Source organism: Salaquimonas pukyongi (assembly GCF_001953055.1).
GTDB lineage: Bacteria > Pseudomonadota > Alphaproteobacteria > Rhizobiales > Rhizobiaceae > Salaquimonas > Salaquimonas pukyongi.
This window is the reverse complement of sequence record NZ_CP019044.1, coordinates 1522065-1538969: the sequence shown is the minus strand read 5'-3', so window position 1 is coordinate 1538969 and position 16905 is coordinate 1522065. Positions and strand designations below refer to the sequence as shown.

The 16905-nt window shown below is 59.8% G+C and carries 16 protein-coding genes and 3 pseudogenes; 16 read left to right on the top strand and 3 right to left on the bottom strand.

Annotated elements, in window-relative coordinates:
* Position 1 precedes the first annotated feature (1 nt).
* A complete protein-coding gene (locus BVL55_RS07455; RefSeq protein ID WP_075996357.1) occupies positions 2-1360 on the top strand; it encodes a pyruvate dehydrogenase complex dihydrolipoamide acetyltransferase in 1359 nt (452 codons plus the stop codon).
* Here the strand turns inward: BVL55_RS07455 and BVL55_RS07450 are convergent.
* Entirely contained in the window at positions 1320-1610 is a 291-nt protein-coding gene (locus BVL55_RS07450) for a hypothetical protein (protein WP_075996356.1), read from the bottom strand. The two genes, BVL55_RS07455 and BVL55_RS07450, sit on opposite strands and share 41 nt — an antisense overlap.
* 48 nt (positions 1611-1658) lie before the next feature.
* Here BVL55_RS07450 and BVL55_RS07445 point away from each other — a divergent pair, with 48 nt between their 5' ends.
* From BVL55_RS07445 to BVL55_RS07410, 9 genes and pseudogenes are all read left to right on the top strand, one after another.
* On the top strand, positions 1659-2267 hold the full coding sequence (locus BVL55_RS07445; RefSeq protein WP_083649431.1) for a GNAT family N-acetyltransferase: 609 nt from the start codon (positions 1659-1661) through the stop codon (positions 2265-2267).
* A gap of 81 nt (positions 2268-2348) precedes the next feature.
* Positions 2349-2585 carry an HP1242/YdcH family protein gene (locus BVL55_RS07440; RefSeq protein WP_075996354.1) on the top strand — a complete coding sequence of 79 codons (237 nt, stop codon included), beginning with the start codon at positions 2349-2351 and terminating at the stop codon, positions 2583-2585.
* Between the two features lie 65 nt (positions 2586-2650).
* Positions 2651-4096: a dihydrolipoyl dehydrogenase gene (gene lpdA, locus BVL55_RS07435; RefSeq protein WP_075998000.1), complete on the top strand. Its 1446-nt coding sequence runs from the start codon at positions 2651-2653 to the stop codon at positions 4094-4096.
* Positions 4097-4143: 47 nt separating this feature from the next.
* A complete protein-coding gene (locus BVL55_RS16475; RefSeq protein WP_156892466.1) occupies positions 4144-4308 on the top strand; it encodes a hypothetical protein in 165 nt (54 codons plus the stop codon).
* Between the two features lie 34 nt (positions 4309-4342).
* Complete coding sequence (locus BVL55_RS07430; protein ID WP_075996353.1) at positions 4343-4591, top strand: GlsB/YeaQ/YmgE family stress response membrane protein; 249 nt, start codon at positions 4343-4345, stop codon at positions 4589-4591.
* A gap of 23 nt (positions 4592-4614) precedes the next feature.
* Positions 4615-4944, top strand: a complete 330-nt coding sequence (locus BVL55_RS07425) for a hypothetical protein (protein WP_156892465.1) — start codon at positions 4615-4617, stop codon at positions 4942-4944.
* 6 nt (positions 4945-4950) lie between these two features.
* Positions 4951-5229, top strand: a pseudogene (locus tag BVL55_RS07420) (GlsB/YeaQ/YmgE family stress response membrane protein); the annotation flags it as partial.
* 156 nt (positions 5230-5385) lie between these two features.
* Complete coding sequence (lipA, locus tag BVL55_RS07415) at positions 5386-6384, top strand: lipoyl synthase (protein WP_075996351.1); 999 nt, start codon at positions 5386-5388, stop codon at positions 6382-6384.
* A gap of 54 nt (positions 6385-6438) precedes the next feature.
* Positions 6439-6861, top strand: coding sequence for a type II toxin-antitoxin system RatA family toxin (locus BVL55_RS07410; protein ID WP_205410864.1), 423 nt, complete (start codon positions 6439-6441; stop codon positions 6859-6861).
* Between the two features lie 403 nt (positions 6862-7264).
* On the opposite strand, the pseudogene BVL55_RS07405 reads toward BVL55_RS07410, so the two are convergent.
* Together BVL55_RS07405 and BVL55_RS07400 are read right to left on the bottom strand one after the other, a co-directional pair.
* Positions 7265-7744: pseudogene (locus tag BVL55_RS07405) on the bottom strand (CinA family protein); the annotation flags it as partial.
* 4 nt (positions 7745-7748) lie between these two features.
* Entirely contained in the window at positions 7749-9011 is a 1263-nt protein-coding gene (locus BVL55_RS07400) for a bifunctional 2-C-methyl-D-erythritol 4-phosphate cytidylyltransferase/2-C-methyl-D-erythritol 2,4-cyclodiphosphate synthase (RefSeq protein WP_075996348.1), read from the bottom strand.
* A gap of 280 nt (positions 9012-9291) precedes the next feature.
* On the opposite strand from BVL55_RS07400, the gene dusB reads away from it, so the two are divergent.
* The 6 genes and pseudogenes from dusB to ntrX form a co-directional block, all read left to right on the top strand.
* Positions 9292-10293: a tRNA dihydrouridine synthase DusB gene (dusB, locus tag BVL55_RS07395; protein WP_428977282.1), complete on the top strand. Its 1002-nt coding sequence runs from the start codon at positions 9292-9294 to the stop codon at positions 10291-10293.
* Positions 10293-11489, top strand: a complete 1197-nt coding sequence (locus tag BVL55_RS07390) for a two-component system sensor histidine kinase NtrB (protein WP_075996347.1) — start codon at positions 10293-10295, stop codon at positions 11487-11489. The genes dusB and BVL55_RS07390 overlap by 1 nt, the downstream gene beginning before the upstream one ends.
* Entirely contained in the window at positions 11486-12922 is a 1437-nt protein-coding gene (ntrC, locus tag BVL55_RS07385; protein WP_075996346.1) for a nitrogen regulation protein NR(I), read from the top strand. Before BVL55_RS07390 ends, ntrC begins: the two co-directional genes overlap by 4 nt.
* A gap of 172 nt (positions 12923-13094) precedes the next feature.
* A complete protein-coding gene (locus BVL55_RS07380; RefSeq protein ID WP_156892464.1) occupies positions 13095-15095 on the top strand; it encodes a sensor histidine kinase NtrY-like in 2001 nt (666 codons plus the stop codon).
* Positions 15092-15457, top strand: a complete 366-nt coding sequence (locus BVL55_RS07375; protein WP_075996344.1) for an ATP-binding protein — start codon at positions 15092-15094, stop codon at positions 15455-15457. Before BVL55_RS07380 ends, BVL55_RS07375 begins: the two co-directional genes overlap by 4 nt.
* Positions 15457-16815 (top strand): annotated as a pseudogene (ntrX, locus tag BVL55_RS07370) (nitrogen assimilation response regulator NtrX); the annotation flags it as partial. The gene BVL55_RS07375 and the pseudogene ntrX, both read left to right, overlap by 1 nt.
* Between the last annotated feature and the right edge of the window lie 90 nt (positions 16816-16905).

The following is a 16905-nucleotide window of genomic DNA, read 5'->3' as shown; positions in this document are numbered from 1 at the left end:
GATGCCGATCAACATCACCATGCCTGCGCTTTCGCCAACGATGGAGGAAGGCAATCTTGCCAAGTGGCTGGTCAAGGAGGGCGACAGCGTTTCCGCCGGCGACGTGATCGCCGAGATTGAAACCGACAAGGCAACGATGGAGGTCGAGGCGGTCGATGAGGGAACGGTCGCCAAAATCCTGGTCGATGCGGGCACCGAGAACGTCAAGGTCAATGCCGTGATCGCCGTTCTTGCCGAGGAAGGCGAGGATGTGGCGGAGGCCGCCAAGGGGGCTGGCGAAACTGCTCCTGCGCCATCTGCAGACAAGAAGGAAGAAAAACCGGCTGAGGAAAAGCCGGCTCCTGCGCAGGCTGAAGCTGCGTCACCTGCGCCGGCACCCTCCAGCCCCGCGCCTGCTGGCGCACCTGCCAGGCAGGACGGGAACAGGGTGTTTTCCTCTCCCCTGGCAAGGCGCATTGCCGGGGAAGCTGGCCTCGACATTGCAGCGATATCCGGCTCCGGGCCCCATGGAAGGGTGGTCAAGCGCGATGTGGAAGCTGCCATAGCGGACGGAACCGGCAAGGCAGCAGCAAGCAGCGCCGGTGCAGCAGGTGACGCACCCAGGGCAGCGGCGGCGCCTGTCATGTCCAGCGATCAGGTACTGCAGCTCTTCGAAGAAGGTTCGTATGAACTGGTCAAGCACGACAACATGCGCAAGACCATCGCCAAACGTCTGACCGAAGCCAAGCAGACCATCCCGCATTTTTACGTTTCGGTGGACTGCGAACTGGACGGGCTGCTGAAACTGCGCGGCGAGTTGAACAAGGCAGCGCCGGTGGTGAACGAAAAGCCGGCTTACAAGCTGTCGGTCAACGACATGATCATCAAGGCGCTGGCATTGGCGCTGCGCGACGTGCCGGAGGCCAATGTTTCCTGGACCGACGAAAACATGGTGCTGCACAAGCATGCCGATGTGGGCGTTGCGGTCTCCATTCCCGGCGGGCTGATCACGCCGATTGTGCGCAAGGCGGAACTGAAGACGCTTTCGGCAATTTCCAACGAGATGAAGGACATGGGCGCAAGAGCCAGGGAAAGAAAGCTGAAGCCGGAAGAATATCAGGGCGGCACGACGGCCGTCTCCAACATGGGGATGATGGGGGTCAAGGACTTCTCGGCGGTGGTCAATCCGCCCCATGCCACCATTCTGGCGGTGGGTGCGGGCGAACAGCGCCCGGTCGTCAGGGATGGCAGCGTTCAGGTTGCCACCATGATGACGGCAACGCTGTCGACCGACCATCGCTGCGTTGATGGTGCACTGGGGGCGCAACTATTGGCCGCCTTCAAGTCCTATATCGAAAATCCGATGGGAATGCTGGTGTGATGGACGACTGCTGGCCGGGCTCGTTTTCCAGCCCCAGCAGTTGCACGATGGCATCGCCTGCCTGCGAAAGGATGACGGTCACGACGAAGGCCAGGACAAGACTGGTGAAGGCGCGGATGATCCTGAGGGTCAAAAACGCCCTTACACCGCGTGCAAGGAACAGAAGGATGAGCAGCAATCCTGGAACCATGACCAGAAGGGGCAGTTCCAGGATGTTGGAGAAGGATATGAGAGACAGCAACGCTTCCATACCGGTTTTTCGCTTTGATTACCCAACGTCACAATATGTTGATAGGCGATGATGGCGGCAGACGCAATCACCATCCGCCCGGCAGTGCGGCGCGATGCGGCCGATCTTGCCATCATTGACAACATGGCAAGCCACGGGTTGTCGCTGGCCTTTTGGCAGCAGGCTGTTGGCCGGGGCGAAGCGGAAGATCCCCTGAGCTTTGCCCGGGAGCGTTTTGCCGATGACCATGCCGTGTTCGGATGGCCGAATGCGCTGGTGGCAGAAGAGGACGGCAGGATCATCGGTGGCTGCACGGGCTATGAAGCGGAAAAAGGCGAGGATGCTGTTGACGACTTCAAGAGTACCTTTCCGGCCTTTGTTCCGGTTTTTGAACTGTTCGCCCGGGCCGTTGGCGACTGGTTCGTCGACGCCTTGGGCGTTTATCCGGCAGCGCGCGGCAGGGGCATTGCGGGCATGTTGCTCGATGCGTGTCTTGCCCGCGGGAAAGGCGGCAAATACCGCCAGGCTTCGCTGGTGGTCGAAAGCGACAATGCGCCGGCCGTGCGGCTTTACAGGAGCCGTGGCTTTGCAATACGCGGCAGCCTGCCATTTGCCGGAAAAACGAATGACGGTGACCGGAACTGGCTTTTAATGTCCGCTGATTTGGCAGCGAAGTGACTGATATGATTGACATGAATCAAGGAGGAACAAGTCGGCGCAACTAGGCTGGTCTTATCCAACACTGGAAGGAGACATTGCATGTCAAACGTGCCGCATGAACTGGCCGAGGAATTTCCCGAACAGGCCGGCAAGATTCACGAAATGAAAACGGGCAATGCCCATTTCGCGAAGCTTTTCGACGAATACCATGAGGTAAACCGGGCAATCCACCGGGCCGAAACCGATATCGAGCCGACCGACGACTTCCACATGGAAGAAATGCGAAAACAGCGCATGCGGCTCAAGGATGAACTGTACGGGATGCTGGCAGGCTGATCACGGCCATTTGCATCCCGGACCTGGCCGGACGCAGCAAGCCGGCCCAGCAAAGGAGCATGCAAGTGGCAGACAGTTACGACGTTATCATCATCGGTTCGGGACCGGGCGGATACGTTACCGCGATCCGCTCGGCACAACTGGGGTTCAAGACCGCGATTGTCGAGCGTGAGCATCTGGGCGGCATCTGCCTCAACTGGGGCTGCATCCCGACAAAGGCCCTGCTGCGCTCGGCGGAAATCAAGCACTATGCCGACCATATCAAGAATTACGGGCTGAAGCTGGAAGGCACCGTTACCGCTGATGTCAAGGCAGTGGTGGAGCGTTCGCGCGGGGTTTCGGCACGGCTTAACGGCGGTGTCGGGTTTTTGATGAAAAAGAACAAGATCGACGTCATCTGGGGCGAAGCGAAACTCGCCGGCAAAGGCAAGATCAAGGTCTCCAAATCCTCGAAGAAGCCGATGGAACCGCAGCATCCCGCGCCCAAGGGGACGCTGGGGGAGGGAGAGTATTCGGCCAAGCACATCATCCTGGCCACCGGCGCAAGGCCGCGGGCCCTGCCGGGTATCGAACCGGACGGCAAGCTGATCTGGACCTATTTTGAAGCCATGGTGCCGCCGGAACTGCCGAAGAAGCTGCTGGTGATGGGGTCGGGCGCCATCGGCATCGAATTTGCCTCTTTCTACAATGCCATGGGCTGCGATGTGACGGTGATCGAGCTGATGCCCACCATCATGCCGGTTGAAGATGCCGAAATCTCCACCCTTGCCCGCAAGCAGCTGGAGAAGGCCGGCTTGAAAATCCATACCGACGCCAAGGTCAGCAAGGTCGAAAAAGGGTCCAACTCCGTCAAGGCTACGGTGGAAGTGAAGGGCGGAAAAACCGAGATAATGGAAGCCGACCGGCTGATCTCGGCCGTCGGCGTTCAGGGCAACATCGAAAACCTCGGTCTTGAAGACCTTGGCATCAAGACCGACCGGGGCTGTGTGGTGATCGACGATTACTGCCGCACCAATGTGGACGGCATCTATGCCATCGGCGATGTGGCCGGCCCGCCCATGCTGGCACACAAGGCCGAGCATGAAGGCGTTGTCTGCGTTGAGAAGATTGCCGGGGTTCCGGGCGTTCATGCCATGGACAAAAACAAGATTCCCGGCTGCACCTACTGCCATCCCCAGGTTGCCTCGGTCGGATTGACGGAAGCAAGGGCCAAGGAAGCGGGCAGGGACATTCGCGTCGGGCGGTTTTCATTCGGCGCCAATGGCAAGGCGATTGCGCTTGGCGAGGATCAGGGCATGATCAAGACGATCTTCGACAAGAAGACCGGCGAACTTATCGGCGCGCACATGGTCGGTGCGGAAGTCACCGAACTGATCCAGGGGTTTGTCGTTGCCATGGGGCTTGAGACCACCGAAGAAGAACTGATGCACACCATCTTCCCACATCCAACGCTTTCTGAAATGATGAAGGAAAGCGTACTGGATGCCTATGGCCGGGTGCTGAATGCTTAAAACAGCCGGTCCGGCGGTCTTAAGTCACATATGCGTGGAGAGAAAACATGGCGAATAATCCGGCGCTGGTGGTTGTATGGGCGGTTCTTGGATTGCTGATCGGCGGTGCCATGTATTTCGTTCTGGGCGGTAATCCCTATATTCACATGATGATCGGTGTTGCCGGCGGGATTGTCGGCGGCAGCTATGCGGCAAAGCGCAGGCGGTCTTGAGCCCAAACACCGGAACCGGCAAAGGAGCAAGCAAATGGACGCAAAGGCAATTTTGATCTTTCTGGCAGTGGGTGCGATCGCCGGCCTGCTGGCAAGCATAGTGGTAGGCGGCGGCGGGCTGTTCTACTACGTCATCATCGGCGTGATCGGCTCGTTTGTTGGCGGCTTTTTGTTCAATGCCCTGAACATCAATATTGCGACCGGCAGCGTGATCGCCAACCAGATCATCACATCGACGATCGGCGCCATCATCGTGGTGATCCTTGCCAGGGTCATTGCCTGAAGGCTCAATGAAGGTTTGAAACCGTGACAGCCGCCCAAAAACCACGATGGCCCTTGCCGCTGCTGGTCGGCGGCTGGATTTTTCTGGTGATAACGCTGCTGGGGCTTTTGGTGGGAACGCTGAACCTGCTCAACCCGCAGGCCGTTCACATTCCCTTCGGGCCGAATGGTGAAAGCGCCGAGGGGCTGGACGGGGTTCTGGCCTCGGTCGCATCGAGCGCGGTTCTGGGGCTTGTGCTGGGATTGCCGGCGGCACTGATATTCAAGCTGGTGGCCGGCGGAAAACCTCCCAACCAGAACAAGGCGATGGCGGCGGATGAAACTGCCAGTGGACAGAAAAAGAAGGCGCACTAAGTCATGATGCATGCATACGGACCGGAATTCGGGATCATGGGCATGGCCGGGGTTGGCTTTTTCGGCATGCTGCTGATCGGGTTTCTTGCCGGATGGATCGCAGAACGGGTCATGAACCGCGATCACGGTCTGCTGACCAATATCCTGGTCGGCATTGCCGGTTCGTTTGTGGGTGGTACGGCGGCCGGTTTTGCCGGATTTCAATGGTACGGGTTTTTCGGCAATCTGGTGGTGGCAACCCTGGGCGCCATCGCAATCCTTTGGCTGTTCGGGCGCAGCGGCAAGGCGCCTCGCATGCGCGAACCGCAGCCGGGAGACTGGCCGACCGGCACCACGAACATCCCCGCAAATGATCCGGGCAGGAGCGATGCCCGAAAGAACGAGGCGGGCAAGGGCGGCGATACCCCCATCTATCATACGAAGGACGGCGAGAAATAAGCCATGGTAACCCTGATCGACACGGCACCGCGCACCGAACCCGGTTCCGGTGAGAACAAGAGCAGCGAAAACAGGCCGCGCCACCCAGAAAAGGCGAAGCGGCCCGACAATGACGTGCTGCGCAAGCCGGACTGGATACGCGTCAAGGCCGGCGGCACGCCGGTCTATGAGGAAACGCGGAAAATCGTGAAGGAAAACAACCTCGTGACCGTTTGCGAGGAAGCCGGGTGCCCGAACATTGGCGAGTGCTGGTCAAAAAAGCACGCCACGATGATGATCATGGGCGAGATCTGCACCAGGGCCTGTGCCTTCTGCAATGTGCGCACGGGACTGCCCGGCCCGCTTGATCCCGACGAACCGCGAAATGTCGCCGAGGCGGTGCTCAAGCTCGGCCTTAATCATGTGGTGATCACCAGCGTCGACCGGGACGATCTTGACGACGGGGGTGCACAGCATTTTGTCGAAACGATCGGGGCAATCCGGGCCGCTTCACCGGCTACGACGATCGAGATATTGACGCCCGATTTTCTGCGCAAGGAAGGCGCGCTGGAAACCGTCGTTGCAGCCAAACCCGACGTCTTCAACCACAATCTGGAAACCGTGCCGTCGAACTATCTGACCGTTCGTCCCGGCGGGCGCTATTTTCACTCGATCCGGCTGCTGGAGCGGGTCAAGGAAATCGATCCCGCAATCTTTACCAAATCAGGCATCATGGTGGGGCTTGGCGAGGAGCGCAACGAAGTGTTGCAGTTGATGGACGACTTGCGCACCGCGCAGGTGGACTTCATCACCATCGGGCAATATCTGGCACCATCGCGCAAGCACCATCCGGTAAAGCGCTTCGTTACACCGCAGGAGTTCAAGTCCTACGAGACGATTGCCTATACCAAGGGCTTCCTGATGGTTTCATCCTCACCGCTCACCCGTTCCTCCCACCATGCCGGCGAGGATTTCGCCAGACTGCGCAAAGCGCGCGAACGGCAGCTTCAAAAAACCGCCTGAACCACCTTGCCAGCCTTTGCCAAAGTTCATCCGGTACGCCATACGGCACAGGACATGTTCGATCTGGTTGCAGACATCGAGCAGTATCCCGAGTTCGTGCCGCTTTGCGAAGCGCTGGACGTGCGCTCGCGGCGCGAAAAGGGCGGCCGCATCATCCTGATCGCCGACATGTCGGTGGGCTATAAGGCCATCCGCGAAACCTTCACCAGCCAGGTGCTGCTCAACCCGGCAGCGCTGGAAATTCATGCCAAATATCTCGACGGGCCGTTCCGCTATCTCGATAACCACTGGTCCTTTTCAAACACCGGCCCGCAAAGCTGCAACGTCCATTTCAGCATCGATTATGAGTTCAAGAGCCGGGTACTGGCGGTTTTGATGGGAAGCATGTTCGAAAGGGCGTTTGCCAGGTTTACCCGTGCCTTCGAGGAGCGCGCCGATGCCATTTATGGCAGGCCGGGCAAATCTTCCTCCGCATAGGGGCGCTGAAAAGAAAAGACCCCGGAGTGTGGGGAGCACTCCGGGGCACTTTTGGCCTGATGCGGGGATGGGGGGACTGGAGGTCAGGCCAATGAGTTTTGTTTCTTTTTCACCGGTATTGGTTCGTTACCGATGAACCCAATATAGGGTGTCAATTATGGCAAGTGTGTGTATTTCGTCACACTCCAGCACTTTTTTTCATCATACGCGCTTTTTCTTCGCCGTAAACCGGAAATTTGATCACAGCTGCGTGTACAGAAGCCGCCCATGACGATGAACAAGGTTTTTCCAGTAAAAACAGAGCTATAGACGGGGCAGACGGAACCATCCAGAAATGTTCTGCTTCCGCCTCAATTGAATTCCGGCTCTTGGGGGATTCTCCCTCTTCCTCATCAAGGCCAAAGGCAACGAGCATTTCCAGGGCTGCCTGGGCGGTTTGGGCGCGAATCTGTTCCCGTCCCACCGCGCCGAGCTGCAATTCCTCCACAAACAGGCCCATGGGGCCGGCTATGCCGACAAAAACCAGCCCCACCGGCTTTTCGGCGCTGCCGCCGCCGGGCCCGGCAATGCCGGTAACGGAAACCGCCACCGTGGCCTTTGAGCGGGCAAGCGCGCCCTCGGCCATTGCCATGGCGGTCTCGGCCGATACAGCGCCGTGTTCTGCCAGCGTTTCAGCGTGCACACCAAGGCAATCGATTTTCGCTTCGTTGGAATAGGTGACGAAGCCCCGCTCGAATACATCGGAAGCACCGGCACTGTCGGTCAGCAGGGCTGCAATCAGCCCGCCCGTACACGATTCGGCAGAAACAATGGTCTGGCCTGCTTCGCGGAAAGCGGAAAGGACATACCGTGCGGTCTCCCCCAGTTCCGAAGTCACGATCATCGCTTTATCCTTGTGCGGTTTCCTCTTCGCCGGCCACCAGACCGGCAGACATGGCCGGCATCATCACCGTCGCTGTTGCCATGGCAGCAATGCCTTCGCCCCTGCCAATTGTGCCGATGCGCTCATGGGTCGTGGCCTTTACCGATACATGGCTGGCGGAAAGGCCGCAGATCCCGGCAATACGGCTGCGCATGGCATCGCGATGAGGACCGATTTTCGGCGCCTCGCAGATCAGCGTAACATCGAGATGGACAATGTCACCGTCTTTTTCCCGCGCCAGCCGGCAGGCATGGGCAAGGAAACGGTCGGATGAAGCACCTTTCCACCGGGGATCGGAAGGCGGGAAATGGCTGCCGATATCGCCATCGCAGATCGCTCCCAGGAGTGCATCCGTCAATGCGTGCAGCCCCACATCGGCATCGGAATGGCCATCGGCCCGCAACTTCGAGGCAATCTCGATGCCGCACACCACGATCGGTCCGCCCTGAACCAGGCGGTGCACGTCATACCCGTGACCAACATGCGGATGCTTTACATCAAGTTTTTTGTTTACTTGCATGATATCAAAAGCTTTATTCAAATCCCGTTTGGTTGTAATTTTGAAGTTCTCAGCATTTCCAGGCACGATGACGGTGCTGAGCCCGGCCCATTCGGCGACGGCGGCATCATCGGTGAAACCTGAATGCCCTTCGGCTGCCGCGTTATCATGGGCTGCCAGCAAATCGCCGAACAAAAAACCCTGCGGGGTTTGCGCCAGATAAAGCCCGTCCCGGGAAAGGGTCTCCTCGATGAGGCCATCGCTCCTGGCCCGTTTGACGGTGTCCGGCACGGCAAGCCCCGGCAGGGCGCCGGTGCTTTCTTCAATGCCCTGCAAAACTGCGGTGATCGTCGATGCGCTGATGAACGGGCGGGCCGCATCGTGAACCAGAACCGTGTCCGGTTTTGTCTCACGTTCAGCCAGTGCCTTGAGTCCGGCATGGACACTTTGCTGGCGCGTTGCGCCGCCAAAGACCGGCGCGAGCAGATCGGGATGGGGCGACACGGCTTCGTTGAACAAGGAAACATCGCCGGGGTGGATGACCGGCAATACCACAGCCACATCGCCATGATCGAGGAACGCCTTGCAGCTATGGGCCAGCAGCGATTGTCCGCCGAGCCGGGCATATTGCTTGGGCGCAGAACCTGCATCGCCCATTCGGCTGCCGCGTCCGGCTGCAACAATGATGGCGGCGGTGAAGCCGGCCGGGGACTGAGAGCTGCCTGACACGCGAATTCCTTTGCTACCAGGTAATAAACAAACCTTGCCTTGCTGCGGCGCCCCATGACCTACGCGGTGCCCTGCGGCATTTCAACCATTGTGCATCCAGGTTCAAATGTCTAGAAAAGCGGCAATCTGGAACTCGGATTAATTTATGGGCAATTCCCCGGCAAGCAGGACGGCCCAAAACGGGCGTAAAATACCGGCTGAGGCAGGAGCAATCCCGCTGGATCGTTCCGTGGCAGGCGCCGGCACCGATGCTAACCCTGACCCTGACACTGGCACTGGCATCGTTCGTCCGCTGACCATTGGCGGCGTTCAATGGCGCAACAATGTCCTGCTGGCGCCAATGTCTGGGGTAAGCGATGTGCCGTTCCGCCGGGCTGCCTGGCGCTGTGGTGCCGGCATGGTGTTTTCGGAGATGGTGGCAAGCGAAGCGCTGGTTACCGGCCACATGGAAATGCGGATGAAGGCGGAAAGCGCCGGATTGCCCTTTCATGTGGTGCAACTGGCCGGGCGCCAGGCCAAATGGATGGATCATGCCGCCAGGCTCGCCGAAGCCAATGGTGCCGACATGATCGACATCAACATGGGGTGTCCCGCACGCAAGGTGACCAACGGGCTTTCAGGGTCGGCGCTGATGCGCGATCTGGACCATGCCATGACGCTGGTCGAAGCGGTGACCGGGGCCGTAAAACTGCCTGTCACGCTGAAAATGCGGCTGGGCTGGGATCACACTTCCATCAATGCGCCGGAACTGGCGCGCCGCGCCGTTGACGCCGGCGTTAAGATGATCACGGTGCATGGCCGCACGCGCTGCCAATTCTACAAGGGCAGGGCGGACTGGCATGCCGTTCGGGCGGTGTGCGATGCGGTCAGGGTTCCCCTTATCGTCAATGGCGACATCGGGTGCGCGCAAACGGCTCACGCCGCAATGGCTGCGTCAGGCGCTGACGGTGTCATGCTGGGCCGTGCCTGTTACGGGCAACCCAACCTGCCGGGAGACCTTTCCCGCGAGCTTTCAGGCGAGGTGCTCAGCAGCGAACATTGCTATTCCATCGTCGAGCACTACCGCGACATGATCGCCTTTTACGGCGAACCCCTGGGGTTGCGGTGCGCGCGCAAACATGCCGGCTGGTGGATGGAACGGCTGCCGTTTGCTGTAGCGGGGGGGGTGAAGCGGGAGATCATGACCAGCCGCAGCGCCGCCCTGGTCGAGGACAGGCTGGCGGCCCTTGAACGAGAACTGTACAGCGGTGTTCTGCCCGGCACCGGGAAGCGGGTTGCCTGATGGGGGCACGGCAGACCGAGCGGGCAAACGGCACGGCGATCCTCGACTCGCTGCCGCATCCGGTATTGCTGGTCGATGCTGACAACCGGCTGCGCCATGCCAATCTTGCGTCGGAAGAATTTCTGCGCTCTTCGGTGCCGTTCATCTGCCGCCAGGAGATTTCCTATTTTCTGCCGTTCGGCAGTCCGGTCCTTTCCCTGATCGAACAGGTGCGGGTGGAACAGTCCGGCATCAGCGAATACCGTATCGATGTTTCCTCGCCCCGCCTCGGCAAGGAGAAGGTGGTCGACGTCTTTGCCGCCCCTCATGGAGAAGAGGCGGGATGGGTGGTGTTGCAGTTTCTTCCCAAAACGGCAGCAGAAAAGCTCGACCGCCAGCTGACCCACCGCAATGCCGCCCGCTCGGTGACCGGGCTTGCCGCCATGCTGGCGCACGAAATCAAGAACCCGCTATCGGGCATTCGCGGTGCAGCCCAGCTTCTGGAAATGTCGGCGGGCACCGATGACCGGGCTCTCACATATCTGATCAAGGAAGAAACCGACCGCATCGTCCACCTGGTCGACCGCATGGAGGTGTTTTCCGACGAACGGCCGCTGGAAAAGGATCCGGTCAACATCCATTCGGTGCTGGAACAGGTGCGCCTGTCGGCCCAGTCGGGGTTTGGTGCGGGCGTATCGTTTCGCGAACTGTATGATCCCTCCCTGCCGCTGGTAACGGGAAACCGCGATCAACTGATCCAGGTGTTTTTGAACCTGGTGAAGAACGCCGCAGAATCGGTTGAAGCGGCCGATGCGCCGGAAATCACGCTGACCACCGGCTACCGGCCGGGCATTCACCTGTCGATCCCCGGCGCAGGGGAGCGCGTGGGGCTGCCGATTGAAATCTGCGTGCGGGACAACGGCCCCGGCATTCCCGAAGACCTGCGCGGGGGACAGATTTTCGATCCCTTTATCACGACCAAGACCAACGGAACCGGCCTTGGCCTGGCACTGGTTGCCAAGATCATCGGCAATCATGGCGGTGTCGTGGAATGCGACAGTGAAGGCGAGGGCGCCTGCTTTCGCATCCTGCTGCCGGTGCACCGTACCGATCATGACCGCACGGCTGGCGATAGGGTGAAAGCGGGGGCCGGGGCGTTGCAACAAGCCGGGCACGATGCTGCCCCTGGACCGGCAAAAAGCGGAGATATCGCATGAGCAAGGGGCTGGCATTCATCGCCGATGACGATGCGGCAATCCGGACCGTGGTAAGCCAGGCGCTCAGCCGGGCAGGGTTTGAAGTAAGGATCACCTCGAACCTGGCCACGCTTTGGCGCTGGATTTCTGCCGGTGAGGGCGACCTCGTTGTTACCGACGTCATGATGCCCGATGGGGATGCCTTCGAATATCTTCCCAAGTTCCGGCGCAGCCGCCCCGAACTTCCGGTCATCGTCATGAGCGCCCAGAACACGTTCATGACGGCCATAAGGGCATCGGAATTTGGCGCCTATGAATATCTGCCGAAGCCTTTTGACCTGCAGCAATTGATTGCCATTGCAGAGCGCGCGGCAAGCGAGACCCATGGCAGCAAGGGGGAAGCCGACAGCGCGGCTGCACCGCCCGACATGCCGCTGGTGGGGCGCTCTGGCGCCATGCAGGACGTCTACCGCGTGCTGGCGCGGCTCATGCAGACCGACCTTACCCTGCTGATCAGCGGCGAATCTGGAACCGGCAAGGAACTGGTCGCCCGCGCCCTGCATGAATACGGCAAGCGCAAAAACGGCCCGTTTGTTGCCATCAACATGGCGGCAATCCCGAGAGACCTGATAGAAAGCGAATTGTTCGGTCATGAGAAAGGCGCCTTTACCGGCGCACTGACCCGTTCGAGCGGGCGGTTCGAGCAGGCCGAAGGGGGCACGCTGTTTCTCGATGAGATCGGCGACATGCCGATGGAGGCGCAAACCCGGCTGCTTCGCGTCCTTCAGCAAGGAGAATACACCACGGTTGGCGGGCGCACGCCGATCAAAAGCGATGTGCGCATCGTTGCGGCTACCAACAAGGATCTTCGGTCGGCCATCAAGAACGGTGAATTCAGGGAAGACCTGTTTTTCCGGCTCAATGTGGTGCCGCTTCGCCTTCCGGCCCTGCGCGAGCGGCGTGAGGACATCCCCGATCTGGTGGAGCACTTTCTGGCGCTCAACGAACGCAACGGCCTCGACAGAAAGGTGGTCGATGCGGGCGGGATTGAAGCCATGCGGCGCTATGACTGGCCGGGCAATGTGCGCGAACTGGAAAACCTCATTTTGAGACTCTCCGCCCTTTATTCACAGGATACCATCGGTGGCGAGATTGTCCGCCGTGAATTGTCCACGTCGGAAGCAGCGCCGCCGGCGGTTTCCAGCGCCGGCGATTTTGCCGACATTTCACTGGCCACCGAAAACTGGGTGGCAAACCACTTCCAGGCCTATGAAGCGGGCAACGCACCGGGCGGCCTTTACCGGGACGTGCTGAAGCGCCTTGAAAAGCCGCTCATTCTCGGCACGCTTTCCTATACCCGCGGCAACCAGATACGGGCCGCGGAGGTCCTTGGTCTCAACCGCAACACGCTGCGCAAGAAGATTCGCGAGCTGGATATCGATCCGCGCCGCTGAATAACAGGCCGGCAGGGATGCAATGCGCCGGAACGCTTAGCGATGGCTTCACGCAATTCGTTTGATTTTGTGTTTCCTTTTTGCCACATTCGCGTTGCAGAGATGCAACAGGTCATCCATGGGGGCGGCGTGACCCCCGGCGCATTTCGTTTAACCACTGGAATAGGGCAGCGTGAGCAACACTACGGTTTCACCGGCCATGGAGAACGCCCGGATGGCAGGCGGGGAGAAAACGCGCGAAGCGCCGGCTTCCGCCGCCGTCAATCCGTCTGAATACCGCTCCATAACGCGCAAGCTCGGCACCGTGACCGTGGTTTCGCTGCTGATCACCGGTGTTTTCAGCTTTCTTATCCTTTTCGGTCTGACGCCTCTGGAGCCAAACCGGACCGTTGTAACGATTGCCCTTGCCGCCAATACGCTGCTCGCGCTCGTGCTGGCCTCGCTGATCGGCATGGAAGTCGCACGGCTGCTGCGCTCCCGCCAAAAGGGACGGGCGGCGGCAAGACTGCACATACGCATTGTCGGCCTGTTTGCCCTGGTGGCCGCGCTCCCGGCGATCATGGTTGCGATCGTCGCCTCCATCACCCTCGATCTCGGCCTCGACCGCTGGTTCGAACTGCGCACCAAGGCAATCGTCGAGGGGTCGATGTCGGTTGCCAATGCCTATCTCGACGAAAGCACGCAGGTTCACATCAACGCGACGGTTTCCATGGCCAGTGAGCTTGACCGGGCGCGGCGGCTCTACAGCCTGGACCGGACGGGCTTTACCGAGTTGATGAGGCTGCAGACGCGGGGCAGGGGCATGATCCAGGCGCAACTGGTCCGCGCCGACGGCGAGCCGATCATCACCACCAATGTCAATCCGGACATCAAGGTACCCGAAGTTCCGCCCGAATCATTTGAGGCGGCGGAAAGCGGAGACGTGATCTTCATCCCCCATGGCAATTCAAACCTGGTGGGGTGTGTGTTGAAGATGCGGGTCATTCCCGACGCCTTTTTGTACACGGTAAGACCCTTGCGCGAAGACGTGCTGTCAGCCGTGCGGCAAATGGAAGCCAACACCAATGAATATAACGAGCTGGAGCTGAGCCGGCTTCCCGTCCAACTCACCTTTGCCGTGCTGTACCTTGCCATGGCGCTGATGATCCTGCTGGCGGCGATCTGGATGGGCATTTCCGTTGCCGACCGCTTCGTGCGGCCGATCCGGCGGCTTATCGGCGCGGCAGACGAGATTTCACATGGCAATCTCGATGTTCGCGTCGATACCAAGCACAATGAGGGCGACTTCAAAAACCTTGGCGACACCTTCAACATCATGACCACGCAGCTCAAACAGCAGCGTGGCCAGTTGCTGCAGGCCAACAAGGACATCGACCGCCGGGCACGCTTTACCGAAGCCGTGCTTTCCGGCGTTACCGCATCGGTGATCGGCGTTGACAACGAGGGGAAGGTGGGCATTGCCAATTCGGCGACAGCCTCAATCCTCGGGCAGCCGCTTGCGCCGGGCACGCCGATCGGCAAGGCCTTTCCCGAACTGGGCGAGGTACTGGAAAGAGCGCGCAAGGGCGGCCGCAGCGAACACCGTGAACAATTGACCTTGCTGATCGGCGGGCAGAGCAAGACGCTGAACGTACAGGTGACCCAGGAAAGGGAGGAAACGAAACAGCATTCCTTTGTCATCACCATCGACGATATTACCGAGCTTGTGGCCGCCCAGCGCAGCACCGCCTGGTCGGATGTTGCACGCCGCATCGCACACGAGATCAAGAATCCGCTGACCCCCATCCAGCTTTCCACCGAACGCATCAAGAAGCGCTACAGCAAATACATTACCGAAGACCGCGAAGTCTTCGACCAATGCACCGATACGATTATCCGCCATGTCGGCGATATCGGCAGAATGGTCGACGAGTTCTCTTCCTTCGCCCGTATGCCGAAGCCGGAAATGCGTGAGGGGGATCTGTCCTCGACCGTACAGGAAGCGCTGTTCAGCCAGAAGGTTGCAAATCCCTCCATCCAGTTCGAGCTTGATCTTGCCGAGGCTGCCAATCCTGCCCTGTTTGATGAACGGCTGCTTTCCCAGGCGCTGATCAATGTGATCAAGAACGCGGTGGAAGCCATTGAGGGGGCATCTCCGCCCCGGATGAGGCCAATCCGGGCCGCATCCAGGTGAAGACCTGGCATGACCGGGACATGATCGTCATCGACGTGACCGACAACGGCAAGGGATTGCCGGAGGAAAATCGCGAGAAGCTGCTGGAACCCTATATGACCACCCGTCAGAAGGGGACCGGGCTTGGCCTCGCCATCGTGCGAAAGATCATGGAAGACCATGGCGGCGGCATCGAATTGATGGATGCGCCGCAGGCTGCGGAAGGCGGCCGCGGCACGAGAACCCGGCTGCGCATACCTTTGTCCGGAGAGGGGCAGATGGCTGCAACCGGCGAGGAGGAGCAGGCTGACGACACGGCTGCAAAAGGCTCCAAAACGAAACCGGCAAGCGGACAATCGAAAGAAAGGAAGAAGGCGTCCTGATGGCTACCGACATTCTGGTAATCGACGATGAACAGGATATCCGGGAACTGGTCGCGGGTATTCTGGAAGATGAGGGACACGGAACCCGCACCGCCGGCGACAGCGATTCGGCACTGGCTGCCATTGCCGAACGGCGGCCGAGCATGGTGTTTTTGGATATCTGGCTGCAGGGGTCGAAGCTGGACGGGCTGGAACTGCTGGAAATGGTAAAGAAAGACCACCCCGACCTGCCGGTGGTAATGATTTCCGGCCACGGCAATATCGAGACCGCCGTTTCGGCCATCAAGAATGGTGCCTACGACTTCATCGAAAAGCCTTTCAAGGTCGACCGGCTGCTGCAGGTTGCCGACCGGGCCCTGGAAACCTCAAGCCTGAAGAAACAGATTCGCGAACTTCAGGAAAAAAGCACCGACATGCCGGAACTGATCGGTTCTTCACCGGCCATGGCGGCGCTTCGCCAGACGATCGAGAAGATTGCGCCGGCAAACAGCCGGGTGATGATCATCGGCGGGTCGGGGGTTGGCAAGGAACTGGTGGCGCGCACCATTCACCGCCTGTCGGCCCGTTCAAAGGGCCCGTTCACCGTGCTTAATGCGGCCCAGATCACGCCGGACCGGATGGAATACGAGCTTTTCGGCAGCGAGGGGAGCGACGGCACACCACGAAAGGTTGGCGCGCTGGAAGAGGCCCATGGCGGAACGCTGTATATCGATGAAGTGGCCGACATGCCGCGCGACACCCAGAACAAGATATTGCGGGTTCTGGTAGAGCAGCAGTTTGAGCGCATTGGCGGTTCGAACCGCGTCAAGGTGGATGTGCGGGTGCTTTCCTCGACCGCCCGCGATCTGGAAAAACTGATGGCGGAGGGCGCGTTTCGCGAGGATCTGTTCCACCGTCTGGCGGTGGTGCCGCTGGCCGTCCCCCCGCTCAGCGACCGCCGCGAGGACATTCCCGAACTGATCGAAGCCTTCATGGGGCAGATTTCCCGCCAGTCGGGGATACGCAAATGCACCATGGGCGAGGACGCGCTTGCCGTGCTGCAGGCACACAACTGGCCAGGCAATGTGCGCCAGCTGCGCAACAATGTGGAGCGGTTGATGATCCTTTCGCGGGTAGGCGAGGGGGAGGTTATCAGCGCTGACATGCTGCCGAGCGAAATCGGCGAAATGCTGCCCTCGGTCGACAGCGGCGAAAGCGAACACCTGCTTTCGCTTCCGCTGAAAGAGGCCAGGGAGTGCTTCGAGCGCGATTATCTTGCCGCCCAGGTAGCACGTTTTGGCGGAAACATCTCGCGCACAGCCGCATTCGTTGGTATGGAACGCTCCGCATTGCACCGCAAACTGAAGATGCTGGGGCTGTTCGACAAAAAGCGCGGGAGCGATTCCCAAAACGACGACGAGGGGGCAGTGGACGATGGAACGGATGAGGCAAAAAGCCCGTCAGCCGCA

What these genes read in the sequence shown, in the direction of transcription:
- BVL55_RS07450 (WP_075996356.1), bottom strand. Translation starts at nt 1,610, where the DNA reads ATGGAAGCGTTGCTGTCTCTCATATCCTTCTCCAACATCCTGGAACTG.
- BVL55_RS07455 (WP_075996357.1), top strand. Translation starts at nt 2, where the DNA reads ATGCCGATCAACATCACCATGCCTGCGCTTTCGCCAACGATGGAGGAA.
- BVL55_RS07440 (WP_075996354.1), top strand. Translation starts at nt 2,349, where the DNA reads ATGTCAAACGTGCCGCATGAACTGGCCGAGGAATTTCCCGAACAGGCC.
- BVL55_RS07430 (WP_075996353.1), top strand. Translation starts at nt 4,343, where the DNA reads ATGGACGCAAAGGCAATTTTGATCTTTCTGGCAGTGGGTGCGATCGCC.
- BVL55_RS07390 (WP_075996347.1), top strand. Translation starts at nt 10,293, where the DNA reads ATGGGGGCACGGCAGACCGAGCGGGCAAACGGCACGGCGATCCTCGAC.
- BVL55_RS07445 (WP_083649431.1), top strand. Translation starts at nt 1,659, where the DNA reads ATGATGGCGGCAGACGCAATCACCATCCGCCCGGCAGTGCGGCGCGAT.
- lipA (WP_075996351.1), top strand. Translation starts at nt 5,386, where the DNA reads ATGGTAACCCTGATCGACACGGCACCGCGCACCGAACCCGGTTCCGGT.
- ntrC (WP_075996346.1), top strand. Translation starts at nt 11,486, where the DNA reads ATGAGCAAGGGGCTGGCATTCATCGCCGATGACGATGCGGCAATCCGG.
- BVL55_RS07410 (WP_205410864.1), top strand. Translation starts at nt 6,439, where the DNA reads ATGTTCGATCTGGTTGCAGACATCGAGCAGTATCCCGAGTTCGTGCCG.
- BVL55_RS16475 (WP_156892466.1), top strand. Translation starts at nt 4,144, where the DNA reads ATGGCGAATAATCCGGCGCTGGTGGTTGTATGGGCGGTTCTTGGATTG.